Genomic DNA, 13,188 nt, shown 5'->3' on the forward strand with positions numbered 1-13,188 from the left:
TCAGAGCAGGTCGTGGTCGCGCGCGTAGGCGACGGCTGCGGTGCGGGAGGGTACGTCGAGTTTGGCGAAGATGTTGGTCAGATGCCTGGCCACGGTCTTGTCGCTCAGCACCAGGGTGCGCGCGATCTCGGTGTTGCTGTTGCCGATAGCAACCAAGCGCAGGACTTCGAGTTCGCGACCGGTCAGGCCGCCGGCCGAGTCCCGGCTCAGGAGCCGCTGCGCCTCGAGCCGGGCCGGCGCCGCGCCGAGCTCGGTGAACGTTCGGCACGCTGTCGTCAGAGCTGTGGCGGCCGCGTCCTCGTCGCCGAGCGACAGCATCGAGCGGCCCAGCAGGACCCTGGCGCGGGCGGCCTCATAAGGAGCGTGGAGCTCGCCCCAGAGTTGTGCAGCGGCCCGGGCCTGCCGGGCAGCCTGATCGGGGTTCTCGGCGACCAGGCCCAGGCAGTACGCCGCCGACGCGCGCAGGCCCGTGCAGCCGAAGGAGTCCGCGATCGTGGCCAGTTCCGCAGCCGCCGCCTCGGCCTCGGCGGTGGCCTCTGCGGCCAGCAGGACCTCGACGGAGCCCGCGAGCAAGCGTGAGCGGTGGACCGGATCGACGGTTTCGGCGAGCAGACGCCGTACGGCGACGACGGCACCGGCCACCCGGCCGCGGGCGATCATGAGTAGCGCGCGGCCGGGTTGCGGCTCGTGGCCGTAGCCGGCGGCTTCGTCGTACGACGCCTCCGCGGCCGCGTAGTCACCGCGGATCCGCAGGACGTCGCCACGTTCGCTCAACGCGAGTCCCGCCGCGGCGGCGGACCCGGCCGCGACGTAGCGCCGACAGGCATCCTCGAACTCGGCCAGCGCCTCCGGGTACGCCGCATGCAGCCGGAGGATCTGACCGCGATGTACGGCGCACTGTCCGGTGAACGGGACCAGATCCGGCTGACTGTCGCACCAGCGGGTCAGGGCCGTCGTCCAGGATGAGGCGCGGGCGAAGTCGAGGACCTCCTGGCAGGCCTCGATCATGGCGCAGTACACGTTGCCGGCGAAGATCGGTGAGAGCTCACCGACGGCGACCCCGACCATGGCTTCGTCGAGCAGGGCCAGGCCTTCGGTGACCTGGCCGGTGTACATCAGCATCCGCCCTTTGCAGACGAGTCCCTGCGCGAGCAGGTCCGGGTCGCCGTGCCTGCGTCCGACGACCGCGATCTCGTCGCCGATGGCCAGTGCGCCGGTGATGTCGCCGTGGTCGAGGCAGGCGAAGAAGTCGTGGATCCGCAGGTATCCGCGCTCGACCACGTCCGGCGGCTGGTCGGCGAGGAGCCGTTCGGCCCGGGCGGCCCAGCCGTTGCCCACGGCCCCTTCGCCGCGCATGGCGAGCACGAGCGAGAGCCAGAACGCGAACCGTACGGCGCCCAGCACCTCGCCGGTGTCGATCTGCGACCGATAGCCCTGCTGCAGGGCGCGGATGCAGGCGTCGGTGTCGCCGAGCAGGAAGGCTGCGGTACCCAGCGTCAGCAGTTCCTCCGGCCCGAGCTCGCCGTCCAGCGCGGCCAATCGGTCGTAGGCGACCGCCCAGTCGCGCTGCTCGAACGCGCTCCTGGCTCGCTGCAGATCATCGACTATCCCCATCACCTGCCCCCACAGGCGAGCATGCGCCCCGGATCACGCAGCGGCAAGAGTCCGGGACCGCGCTGCGATGCGGCGAGCGACGTACGCCGCATCCCGTCCGACGCCGGGGAGCACCATCGAGGAGAAGGCGTACTGGAAGCACAGCCCGCAGAAGAACAGGCCGGGCGCGTCCTCGGCCACCCCGCGGTACTCGCGCGGCCAGGCGTCCGCGCCCACCACCGGAACCTTGATCCAATCGAACACCTGCCGGAACCCGGTGGCCCAGACGACGTTCGCGACGTCGAGCACGCGGCCGTCGCTCAGCATCGGTTGTCCGTCCTGGACACCGGTGACGCGCTCGTGGACCCGCTCGACCCCGCGCGCGAGCAGGTCCGCGCGCTTCACGCGGATCATCGGGCCGCCGTGCTGCCGCAGGTCTTCCATCGCCGCCTTCGCGAGCGGCGACCGCCGGGTGATCACGTGCCGCCCCACGAACAGGAACACCGGCCAGAACACCTTCTGCCCCGGACGGCCCGGCGTGAACGGGATCTGCCCCGGGTCCCGCCCACACAGCACCGTCTCGTGGGTCTGCGCGACCTCGTAGGCGATGTCGGTCCCGGAATGTGAGCCGCCGACGACGAGCACCGGACCGTCCTTCAGCTGGTCCGGACGGCGGTACTCGGACGAGTGCAGCTGGCGGATCGACGGGTCGAGGTCGGCTGCGCAGTCCGGGAGGTACGGCGTCCGTCCGAACGTGCCCGTGGCGACGACGACGTTGTCCGCGGTGAGCGTCTCGCGGCCGACCGTGAGGACCCAGTGGTCGTCGACCCGTTCGAGCCGGTCGACCCGGGTGTTGTGGCGGATCGGCAGCTGGAAGTGATCGGCGTACGACGTGAGGTAGTCGGCGACCTCGTCCTTCGACGGGTAGTTCCACGGTTCACCCGGGAAACCGAGGCCCGGAAGCCCGTCGTACTTGGCCGGTGAGTACAGCCGCAGGCTGTCCCACTGCGCCCGCCACTGGTCGCCGATCCGGGCGCTCCCGTCCAGGATCGTGAACGACTCGCCGAGCCGCTGCAGGTGATAGCCGGTCGCGAGGCCGGCCTGTCCCGCGCCGATGATGATGGTGTTCATGTGAGCCTCCGCTCGTCCGTTCGGACGCTGCGAAACCGCAACCACCACAGCAACATCAGCGCCGACGTCAACACGTAGAAGCCGTGCAGGAACCAGATCGGCCCGGCCGGCAGGTGCACCACGTAGATGCAGTGGACGGCATTCCCGACGTTGGCCAGGACGAGATTCGCCGGACTGTACGACGCCAGGTCGCGCGTCCGGATCGCCTTCACCACCATCGGCAGCGCGCTCGACGCGAACAGGACGGTTGACACCGTCCCCGCCACTAGAGCAACGCCTCCGCCAGTCATGTCACCGACGGTACGAACTACGGCCGCCCGCTCGCGTCGGACGGAATACGCATCTTCCGCGGCGTCCGGCGTACGAGGTTTGTCGTACGACGGCGGTGGTAGGCCCAGGTGACGGCGAGGAGCGCCGGACCCCAGAGGTGCAGGAGGCTGTAGCTGCCGACCATGAGGTACTGCCAGAAGGTGTTGGTGAAGTAGAAAAAAGCCCCCGAGTAGGCGTCGCGCATCCCGTAGCTCCAGATGGCGATCAACGACAGACCGCCCAGCGTGGCAGGGACGATCGCGGCGTACGGCGCCACCCGCCGCCCGCCGATCCACGGGATCCAGCGCGGCACGACTTCACCCCACCCCTGGACCAGCCCCAGGCTGGTGAGGGCAAGAGCCTCCGAGACCAGGGACAGGCCCACGATGTACACCTTCAGGCCGAAGCCTTCGGCGTACGCCGGTTGTCCGTTCGCGTCGAGCATGCCCATCGAGGAGCCGAAGACCAGGCCGAGGCGCCAAAGGCTCGACGGGAGGACGAAGAACGGGATGGCGTGGGCGAGGCGGTAGGCCCAGCGGGGGACGGGACGGGCGGTTGCTTGCATGGTTCGAGCATCGCCCGGTGCGGGCTGATGGGCTTCACCCACGGGAGTGAAGCCCATCCCTCCTAAGAGCTGTGGTCCTGCTTGGTGTGGCGCTTGATCCAGGGGGCCAAGGTGTAGAGGGCCAGGGCGAAGACGATGGTGACGATTGCGAGGCCGCCGAAGTAGGCGGTGTCGGAAGCGCCTTCGGTGGCCTGGACCAGTTGGGCGGTGATCGCCTGGCCGGCGGCGGGTGCGAGGAACCAGAGCGCCATCATCTGGCTGAGGAAGGCGCGCGGTGCCAGCACGGTGGTGGCGGCCAGGCCGACGGGGGAGAGGAAAAGCTCGCCGAGGGTCTGGATGACGTAGACGAGGACGAGCCAGAGCGGGGATGCGAGCTTGGCGCCGGCGACGTTCGAGGCCAGGGCCATCACGGCGAACGAGATACCGGCCAGCAGCAGGCCGGTGGCGAACTTCTGGCCGATGCTCGGACCGCGATCGCCGAGCTTGATCCAGATCACCGCGAAGACCGGCGCCAGGATGATGATCGAGAACGGGTTGATCGACTGGAAGAACTCCGGCGAGATGTTGGCGCCGAACAGATCCAGGTTGGTTCGGTCCGCGGCGAACGAGGTGAGCGTGGTCGCGGCCTGCTCGAAGACCATGAAGAACAGCATCGCCGCGATGAACAACGGGATGTACGCGCGGACCCGCTGCCGCTCGACCGGCGTCACCAGCGGGCTGCGCAGCAGCATGGTGAAGTAGGCGATCGGGGCGAGGAAGCACAGGTAGGAGATAGCGTCGACAACCGGCTTCGGGCCGAACCCACCGGACAGCCACGCCGACAGCAGGAAGACGACCACGAGCAGACCCAGTACGGCGGCGCTGACCTTGATCATGGTCGGTCGGTCCGCCGCGGTGAGCGGGTTCGGCGGGGTGTCGCCACGGCCGTGCAGGGTGCGCCGGCCGAGCAGGTAGGCGACCAGCGCCAGCGACATCCCGACTGCAGCGGCCGCGAACGCGACGTGGAAGCCGAACTCCCGGCGCAGGAACCCGACCACGAACGGCGCCGAGAACGACCCGATGTTGATCCCCATGTAGAAGATCGAGAACGCCGAATCGCGGCGCGCGTCGCCTTGTGCGTAAAGCGTTCCGACCATCGTCGACACGTTCGGCTTCAGCAAACCGGTGCCGAGGGCAACGAGCGCGATGCCCGCGTACGCCGTACCGTTCGCGGGCAGCGCGAGACAGAGGTGACCGGCCACGATGACGGAACCGCCGTACAGGACGGTTCGGCGGGCGCCGAAGACGCGGTCGGCGAACCAGCCGCCGAGCACCGAGAGCAGATAGACCGAGGCGCCATAGATCGACACCACGGCCTGGCCGAGTGATTCACCGAGGCCGAGTCCGTGCGCCTTGTCGGTCAGGTACAGCAGCAGGATGGCGCGCATCCCGTAGTAGCTGAACCGCTCCCACAGTTCGGTCGTGAACAGCGTCATCAACCCACGCGGATGCCCGAAGAAGGTCTTCTCCGAACTCTCGGCCGACTGCGATACCGACACGATTCACTACTCCCTGTTCACCTGGTTGCGCTGTGCACCTTCTTTCGGGCACCGACCGTAACCCGTCCGGTCCCGAACCGCCAGCCGGGGACCCTCGGAGATGTTACGTTCCGCTCCAGGTCAATTCCGCCCAGTCACCAAGGTTCTCGCCCATGCCCGCTCACCGCCGCCTGCTCGCGCTGGCCACTGCCTTGCTGCTCGCCACCACCGCCGTACTGTCCAGTGCGACCCAAGTCACGGCGGCCGAACCCACCGGACGCGGCGGCTCGAACTTCACCTGGTTCCGCCTCGACGGCTGCAATCGCGAGCCCTATTCGACGATCAGCGCGTTCAACCAGGCCGAACCGGAGATCCGCTCGGTCCTGAAGCAGTTGTACGACGGGGGTCAGCGGCGGCTGCGGATCGGCATCTTCCATCAACGTGGTCACGCTCCCGGCGGCACGGTGATGGACTCGGCCGGCGGGGACCTGTCCGCGCAGAACCGCGCCAACCTGAGCGGGTTCCTGGCGGCGATCAAGCAGGCCGGTTTCCTGGAGATCGAGGTGGCGTTCCACCCGATCGGCGTGAACGACCCGCATGGCTGGAAGAGCTTCAGCGCTAGCCACTACGCGGAGAATCGGGATCTGATCGGCAACCTCCGGCCGCTGATCGCCGCGGCCGGTCTGCCGTACACGATCGATCTGCTCAACGAGGGTCTGCCGATGACGACCGAGCCGATCCTGCAGGACTACTCGACCCGCCTCTGGGCCCACTACACCGGGCGGTTCGGCAAGGGCGACACCGTCGGGTTCTCGATGACGGTGTGGATCGCCAACCGGGTCGAGACGATGGCGAGCGTGTACGGCGGCAATCTGCCGGACGTGTTCGACGTCCACCTGTACGGCGATGATCGGGGGAACGGCGACGAGTACGAGCAGTTCGTTGCCGCGCACCAGGCGATGGCCGAGCGCGGGTACAGCCAGGGGTGGATCATCGGCGAGGTGCATTACGCCGATGCGGCCGCGGCCGGCAAGATTCGGCGCGCAATGGCTGACACCGGGCGGACGGTTTTCTACCTCACCCAGTGGCCGTGGACTCGCGCGAAGCGGTGTCCGGACGTCGATGTCGCGCCGCCGACAGACTTTGCGGCGTACCTGGCCGAGGGGTTCTGAGCCGGGGATCGGTGATGGGGACCGAGGCCAGGAGCTTCTGCGTGTAGGTGTGTTGCGGTCGCTCGAACAGGTCCTCGGTGTCGGCCTCCTCGACGATCTTCCCGCGGTACATCACCGCCACCCGATCGCACAGGTGCTGCACGACGGACAGGTCGTGGGAGATGAAGACATAGGTCAGTTCGAACTCGTCCTGCAGGTCTTCGAGCAGGTTCAGGATCTGGCTGCGAACGGACACATCGAGCGCGCTGACCGCCTCGTCGGCGACTACCAGGCGTGGCTGGGTGACGAGCGCGCGGGCGATGCCGATCCGCTGCCGCTCGCCGCCGGAGAACGCGTGCGGATACCGGCGCATGAGCTCGGGACGCAGGCCGCAGCGTCGGAGTGCGTCGGCGACTTGGTCGGTGAGTGCGCTGCCCGACGCTAGCTTGTTGACGATGAGTGGCTCGGCGACGATCTGCTGGACGGTCATCCGTGGATTGAGTGACGAGTTCGGGTCCTGGAAGACGGTCCGGATCTCCGTTCGCAACGGGCGCAGTTCGGCGCGCGACAGTACGGCGAGATCGACCTCGGAGCCGTCGGTACGGCGGTAGTGCAACTGACCGCTGGTTGGCTGGTGAGCCCGCAGGATGCACCGCCCGAGCGTGGTCTTCCCCGAGCCCGATTCGCCCACCAGCCCGAGCGTCGCACCCCGCCGTACGACGAGACTCACGTCATCAACCGCCTGCACCGACGTCCGCCGCCCGAACAGCCCAGACCCACTCGAGAACCGCATCGACAGGTTCACCACCCGCAGGATCTCGTCACCCCGCATGAGCAGGCTCCTCATGCCCATCCCGAATGCTGTCGGCAGTCGGGTAATGCACACAGCGAACTTCTCTATCACCAGTGTTTACAGGGGGTGGGGGTTGTTGGTCGCACATGCCCGGTACGGCGTGGTCGCATCTCGTGCGGTAGGGGCAGCCGGTGGGGCGTTGTTGGGGGTGGGGGACCTGGCCGCGGATGGTGGGGAGGCGGCGGCGGACTCGGCGTTCGATTCGGGGGACGGCACGGAGGAGTGCTCGGGTGTACGGATGGCGCGGATCGTGGAAGAGAGAGTCGACATCGCATTCCTCGACGACCGTGCCGAGGTACATCACGGCGACTCGGTCAGCGAGTTCGGCGACGACGCCGAGGTCGTGGGTGATGAACAGCATCGCCATCCCGCGGTCCTCCTGCAGCGAACGCAACAGGTCGAGGATCTGCGCCTGCGTGGTGACGTCCAGGGCGGTGGTCGGCTCGTCGGCGATCAGTAGTTGCGGGCGGCAAGCGAGTGCCATGGCGATCATCGCGCGCTGTCGCATACCGCCCGAGAGCTGGAACGAGTATGCGTCGATCCGCTGCTCCGGTTGCGGGATGCCGACACTGCGCAGTTCGTCGATAGCGCGTTCCCGGGCCTCGCGTTTGCCCAGTCGCTCGTGCAGCAGCAAGGTCTCGGTGAGTTGGCGACCGATCGTGTGGACCGGGCTGAGCGCGGCCATCGGTTCCTGGAACACCATGCCGATCTCCTTGCCCCGGATCCGCCGCATCTCGGCACCCGTCGGATCCAGCGCAGCCAGATCGACCGCCGCACCTGCCGACTGATAACGGATGCTTCCAGCAACGATCCGCCCCGGCGGATCGATCAACCGCAGAATCGACCGGGCGGTGACGCTCTTCCCGCAGCCGGACTCACCGACGACACACACGGTCTGCCCCGGCTCGACCCGCAGGCTGACGTCGTCGACCGCTCGCACCAACCCGTCGGCCGTGGCGAAGTGGGTGCTCAACCCGGCGATCTCCAGCAGACTCATCAGCGGCCTCACGACTCATAGGGGTCGGCGGCGTCGCGCAGTCCGTCGCCGACGAAGTTGAGTGCCATCACCGCGATCACGACCGCGACTCCGGCCGACAGCAGCCACGGCGCGGCGGACAGCACCCGGATGCTCTGGGCGCTCCCGAGCAGCACACCCCAGCTGACCACCGGCGCCTGCAGACCGAGCCCCAGGAACGACAGCGCGGTCTCGCCAAGGATCATCCCCGGTACGGCGAGGGTCAGCGACGCGATGATGTGGCTCGTGAACGCGGGCAGCATGTGTCGCCCGACCACCCGATGCCACCGCGCCCCATCGAGTTCCGCGGCCAGCACGAAGTCCTCGCCCCGGATCTGCAGGAACCGGCTGCGAATCACCCGCGCCAAACCCGTCCACCCGATGAGCGACAGGATCAGCGTGATCGCGAAATACGTCTTCAACGGACTCCACCCCGGCGGTACGGCGGCGGCCAGGCCGAGCCACAACGGCAGTGTCGGGATCGACATGAAGAACTCGATCACCCGCTGCACGATCCCGTCCGTCAACCCACCGAAGTACCCCGAGATGCCGCCGAGCAGCAGCCCGAGCACGAGCGCGGCCGCCACCCCGATCAGGCCGACCGACATCGAGATCCGGGTGCCGTAGATCAGCCGCGAGAACTGATCCCGGCCCTGCTCATCCGTCCCGAGCAGGTGGAACGGCGCGGTCGCGTTGCGAGTGCTGATCAGATGGCGGTCGGCCGGGATCAGCCCCCACAGCTTGTACGAATCACCCTTCGCGAACAGGCGTACGCCGTACCGCTGCGTTTTTTCGACGGTGTAGTCGCGGAGCAGCGTCTCGGGGTTCGGTGTGCCTTGGTAGCCGTTGACGTAGAGGTGTGGGCTGGAGGTGAGTGAGACCTTCAGCACCTGTGGCGGGGCGAAGGCGCGGTCGGCGGCGTAGGTGTCCTGGGCGTGCGGGGCGAGGAACTCGCAGAACACGGCGACGAAGTAGATGAAGCCGACGATCCACAGCGAGACCACAGCGAGCTTGTTGCGCTTGAACCGCCGCCAGACGAGCGTGCGCTGGGACGCCAGGGCGAGGGTGGGCGCGGTGTCAGAGGCGGCGGGCAGGTCGACGAGTGACGGTGTCCCGGTCATCCGACGTACCCCACGCGGACTCGTGGATCGACGACGGCCAGCAGCAGGTCGGACAACAGCGTGCCAATCACCGTCAGAATGCAGGCGATCAGGATGATCCCGCCGGCCAGATACATGTCCTGACTCTTCAACGCATTGAGCAGCAGCGGCCCGGTGGTCTCCAACCCGAGCACGGTCGCGACCAGCACCTCACCGTCGAACAGCGCGGGAATCGTCCAGCCAATGGTGGCGATGAACGGATTCAGCGCGACCCGGGTCGGGTAGCGCAGCAGGAGCCGCCGCTCGGTCAGCCCGCGGGCGCGTGCGGCGGTCACGTACGGCTTGTGCAGCTCGTCCAGCAGATTGGCGCGCAGTACGCGAACCGTGCCGGCGATACCGCCCGAGGCGAGCACGAGGACGGGCAACCACAGATGGCTGACCAGGTCGAGCAGCTTGCCGAGGTTCCAGGCCGCGCCTTCGAACTCCGGCGAGAAGATGCCGGACACCGTCCGCCCGAACAGCTTGAACTGCAGATACACCGCGGTCAGCGCGATCAGGAAGCCAGGGATCGCGAGACCGAGAAAGCTCAACGTCGTGATGACGTAGTCGAGTTTCGAGTACCGCCTCGCCGCCGAATAGATACCGGCGGCCAGCGCGATACTCCACCCGACGATCCAGGTCACGAGACCGAGCGCCAACGTCAGTGGCAGCCGCTCACCGAGCAGGGTCGAGACGGGCTTGTTGTACTCGAACGACGTACCGAAGTCGCCGTGCAGCACGATGTTGGTGATCCATCGCCAGTACTGCTCCAGCGGCGACGCGTCCAACGCGTACTGCTGCCGCAATGCCACCAACTGCTCGGGCGGCAGCGTCTGCCCTTGCGCCTGCAGCTTGGCGACCACCGTGGTCAGGTAGTCGCCAGGCGGCAGCTGGATGATCAGGAACGACACCAGTGAGATCAGTACGACGGTCGGCAGCATCGCGAGTAATCGGCGTACCAGGTAGCCGCCCATATCAGCTGTGCTTGTCCGGGTTGTCGAAGTACATCTGCTCGGGGGCTGACGCGTTCTCGTAGTGGGTGCGGAAGCTGGCGATCGCGTCCGGTCGGACGTTGCGCAGGTCGCCGGCGGAGATCAGCGGCTGGAACGGCGTTGCGACCGTGCCGATGATCCAGACGTTCTCGTCGTGCAGTCGGAGGATCTGCCGGCCGAGGTCGAGTCGCTTGGTGTCGTCGGCGGTGATCAGCAGCTCGTCGTAGATCGTCTGCAGCTTGCGGATGTCACCGCTGGGTTCGAGGGCGAACTTGTCCTTCGGGTTCCCGTACCAGTTGCCGTACTTCGGCGCCCAGTAGGTCAGCCCGCTGGTGGGGATGTACCAGAGCGAGTCGATGTCCCACAGGATCGTGGCCGGGGGATAGGCGACCAGGTCGTAGTCGCCGTGCGGGATCTCCTCGTACCAGAGGTCCAGCGACATCGGCTTCGCGACCAGGTCGATGCCGACGGCTTTCCAGTACCGACGCGCGTACTCGAGGACCGTGATGGCGGCGATACCGACACCGACTTCGAAGCAGCGGCCGACCAGTTGGAGCTTCTTCCCGTCCGGCCGCAGCCGCATTCCGTCGGAACCACGCCGGGTCAGGCCGGCCGCGTCCAGGCGCTTGTTGGCCTCGGCGACGTCGTACGAGATGAACCGCTGGCCCATGCCGTCTTCCCAGTACTCGTCCTCGGGCTGGGCGCACGGGTGCCGGACGAACCCCTGGCCGGCCAGCAGCGCGTCGTTCATCTCCTTGCGGTTGATCGCGTGCGACAGCCCGGCCCGGAAGTCGATCTTCTGGAACAGCTCCCGCAGAACCGGATCGGGATGGCTCTGGTTGAAGTTGAGCGAGGTGTTCGGTTCTGCCACCCAACGGTTGACCTTGTAGCCCTTGGACTGCTGGTTGCGGATCAGCAGCGGCAGTTGCTCGGCCTGGATATCGGTCACCTGGAGATCGAGTTGGCCGTTCGCCGCGCGCAGCCCGAGCGTCTCGGCCGGCATCACCGTGTACTGCTGACTGTCGATATACGGCAGTTGGCGGCCCTGCTCGTCGACCTTCCAGTAGTACGGATTGCGCTCCAGTCGGGCGGTCACGCCGGAACCACGCAGTGGCGCGACGAGCTTCCACGGACCGAGGACCGGCACGTCGGCGTTCTTCCAGATGTTCCGGCGGGCGGTGAAGAAGTCGGCCCAGGTCGAGGCCGGATTCTGCTTCATCGCGGCCTGGATCTGCGCCGGAGTGGCGAACTCCTTGTGGAACTGTTTCAGGTAGTGCGCCGGCAGCAACAGCGCCGAACTGGAGCCGAAACCAGTCAGCCCGATGAAGCACAGATAGCGAAGCAACAACCCGTGCGGTACGGCGAACTCCATCCGCAGCGTGTGGTCGTCGACCTTGACGAACTTGCCGGGTTTGCCGCCCGGGCTCAGCCAGCCGGGGAAGATCGGGTTCAGCTCTTTGTTCAGGAACGACTTCTCGTAGGCGAACATCAGATCGTCGGTCGTGAACGGCTGGCCGTCGGACCACTTGAGGCCTTCGCGGAGGTGGAAGACGTAGACCTTGCCGCCGTCCAGCACCTCCCACTTCTCGGCCAGGCCCGGACCGACCTTGGCCGGAGTCGTCGGCGTCCACTCGACCAGGCCGGCGAACTCGACGTACCCGTTCTGCGCGGCGTTGCGGTCGATCGAGCCGCGCTGCAGGACACCGCCGTACTTGCCGGCGGACTGGATCGGTTTGAGCACCATCGGGTTCTTCGGCAGCCGTTGCTCGAGTGGTGGCAGCTTGCCGTCCTTGACCAGGCGGGCCAGTGCCGGTGACTCCTTGGCGCCCGCGTCGGCGGTGGCGCCAGAGGCCGTGGTCTTCTTCGCGTCGGTGGAGAAGAACGAGCACCCCGTGACGGCGGCGGCGGACAGGGACAGACCGGACACCCGGAGGAAGGTCCGGCGGTTCAGGGGTTCGGACATCGATTTCCTCCTTTCTCCGGAAGGTTGCACGATTCTGGAGTGACTTCAAGATCTGAGATAGATTTCTGTGATTCCGTATATACCAATTGGCGCAGAAGGCTTCGGGGGAGGAGCTAGACTGCGGTTCCGAGCGAAGGGTGGGAGAACAGGATGGACAGCACTGAGGAGCGGTCGCCGTCACCGGCGGTGGCGCGGGCGCTGACGGTGCTCGAAACCCTCGTCACCTCCGACGAGGAGCTGACGCTGACCGCGCTGGCGAAGAAGGCGAACATCCCGCTCGCCACCTGCGCGTCGATCGTCTACACCCTCGAGCAGCGCGACTACGCCAGCCGCCGGGTGGTCGGGCGCAGTCACTTCTGGCGGCCGACCCTACGGCTGTACGGGCTGGCCACGCAGCTGATCCGCAAGGTCGACCTGTCCTCGGTCGCGAACCGCGAACTGCGCGAGGTCGCCGACCGGCTCGGCATGCCGGTGCACATCGGCGTCCTGACCGGCACCTCGATCGTGTACGTCGCCAAGGCCGCGATGCCGGGGTTCATCCAGTTCGACACCTACCCGGGCAAGGTCTCGCATTTCAACCTGACCGCACTGGGCAAGGCGATCGCGGCGTACCTGCCGGATGAGGAACTGACCCCGCTGCTCGGCCACCTGGAGCAGGGCTACGGGCCGAAGGCGAAGCCGGTCAACGAGGAAACCTTCCGGGCCGAGTTGGCCAAGGTGCACAAACAGGGTTTCGCGGTCGAGGATCAGGAAGAGCAGGCGGATATCGCGTGTGTCGCGGCGCCGTTCTTCACCGCTGGTGAGCATGTCGCCGGCGCGGTCGGCGTGACGTCGTTCGCTCGCGATCTGACCCGCGAAAAGCGCAAGCAGGCACAGACCGCGCTGGTCCAGCTCGCCGCGACGATCTCGGAACGCCTCGGCGCCGAAGTGGTCTAACCGAACTTCCCCTCCCGAAATGGA

General features: G+C 67.3%; 12 protein-coding genes. 2 read left to right on the forward strand and 10 right to left on the reverse strand.

What is annotated here, in order from left to right; translation table 11 throughout:
• The 5 genes from ACFTSF_RS32005 to ACFTSF_RS32025 all read right to left on the reverse strand — a co-directional run bounded on the left by ACFTSF_RS32005 (nucleotide 1) and on the right by ACFTSF_RS32025 (nucleotide 5,136).
• Nucleotides 1-1,614, reverse strand: a complete 1,614-nt coding sequence (locus ACFTSF_RS32005) for a response regulator transcription factor (protein ID WP_380158154.1) — start codon at nucleotides 1,612-1,614, stop codon at nucleotides 1-3.
• Between the two features lie 33 nt (nucleotides 1,615-1,647).
• A complete protein-coding gene (locus ACFTSF_RS32010) occupies nucleotides 1,648-2,724 on the reverse strand; it encodes a flavin-containing monooxygenase (protein ID WP_380158156.1) in 1,077 nt (358 codons plus the stop codon).
• A complete protein-coding gene (locus tag ACFTSF_RS32015) occupies nucleotides 2,721-3,014 on the reverse strand; it encodes a hypothetical protein (RefSeq protein ID WP_380158158.1) in 294 nt (97 codons plus the stop codon). Before ACFTSF_RS32015 ends, ACFTSF_RS32010 begins: the two co-directional genes overlap by 4 nt.
• Before the next feature lie 17 nt (nucleotides 3,015-3,031).
• Nucleotides 3,032-3,598 (reverse strand): hypothetical protein, encoded by a 567-nt coding sequence (locus tag ACFTSF_RS32020; protein ID WP_380158160.1) that lies wholly within the window; start codon nucleotides 3,596-3,598, stop codon nucleotides 3,032-3,034.
• 62 nt (nucleotides 3,599-3,660) lie between these two features.
• Complete coding sequence (locus ACFTSF_RS32025; RefSeq protein ID WP_380158162.1) at nucleotides 3,661-5,136, reverse strand: peptide MFS transporter; 1,476 nt, start codon at nucleotides 5,134-5,136, stop codon at nucleotides 3,661-3,663.
• Nucleotides 5,137-5,288: 152 nt separating this feature from the next.
• Here ACFTSF_RS32025 and ACFTSF_RS32030 point away from each other — a divergent pair, with 152 nt between their 5' ends.
• Nucleotides 5,289-6,287 carry a hypothetical protein gene (locus ACFTSF_RS32030; RefSeq protein WP_380158164.1) on the forward strand — a complete coding sequence of 333 codons (999 nt, stop codon included), beginning with the start codon at nucleotides 5,289-5,291 and terminating at the stop codon, nucleotides 6,285-6,287.
• Here the strand turns inward: ACFTSF_RS32030 and ACFTSF_RS32035 are convergent.
• From ACFTSF_RS32035 to ACFTSF_RS32055, 5 genes are read right to left on the reverse strand one after another with little or no spacing between them, the layout of a single operon-like run.
• Entirely contained in the window at nucleotides 6,193-7,098 is a 906-nt protein-coding gene (locus ACFTSF_RS32035; protein WP_380158165.1) for an ABC transporter ATP-binding protein, read from the reverse strand. The two genes, ACFTSF_RS32030 and ACFTSF_RS32035, sit on opposite strands and share 95 nt — an antisense overlap.
• Entirely contained in the window at nucleotides 7,088-8,116 is a 1,029-nt protein-coding gene (locus tag ACFTSF_RS32040) for an ABC transporter ATP-binding protein (protein WP_380158167.1), read from the reverse strand. The genes ACFTSF_RS32035 and ACFTSF_RS32040 overlap by 11 nt, the downstream gene beginning before the upstream one ends.
• 8 nt (nucleotides 8,117-8,124) lie before the next feature.
• Entirely contained in the window at nucleotides 8,125-9,255 is a 1,131-nt protein-coding gene (locus tag ACFTSF_RS32045) for an ABC transporter permease (RefSeq protein WP_380158169.1), read from the reverse strand.
• The gene (locus tag ACFTSF_RS32050) at nucleotides 9,252-10,247 is read right to left on the reverse strand and encodes an ABC transporter permease (protein ID WP_380158171.1); all 996 of its coding nucleotides are present in this window, start codon (nucleotides 10,245-10,247) and stop codon (nucleotides 9,252-9,254) included. Before ACFTSF_RS32050 ends, ACFTSF_RS32045 begins: the two co-directional genes overlap by 4 nt.
• Nucleotide 10,248: 1 nt before the next feature.
• A complete protein-coding gene (locus tag ACFTSF_RS32055) occupies nucleotides 10,249-12,228 on the reverse strand; it encodes an ABC transporter substrate-binding protein (RefSeq protein ID WP_380158173.1) in 1,980 nt (659 codons plus the stop codon).
• A gap of 150 nt (nucleotides 12,229-12,378) precedes the next feature.
• Between ACFTSF_RS32055 and ACFTSF_RS32060 the strand changes: the two genes are divergently transcribed.
• Nucleotides 12,379-13,164 carry an IclR family transcriptional regulator gene (locus ACFTSF_RS32060; protein ID WP_344152231.1) on the forward strand — a complete coding sequence of 262 codons (786 nt, stop codon included), beginning with the start codon at nucleotides 12,379-12,381 and terminating at the stop codon, nucleotides 13,162-13,164.
• Nucleotides 13,165-13,188 lie beyond the last annotated feature (24 nt).

This window comes from Kribbella sp. NPDC056951 (assembly GCF_042674205.1).
GTDB classification, from domain to species: Bacteria; Actinomycetota; Actinomycetes; order Propionibacteriales; family Kribbellaceae; genus Kribbella; species Kribbella yunnanensis.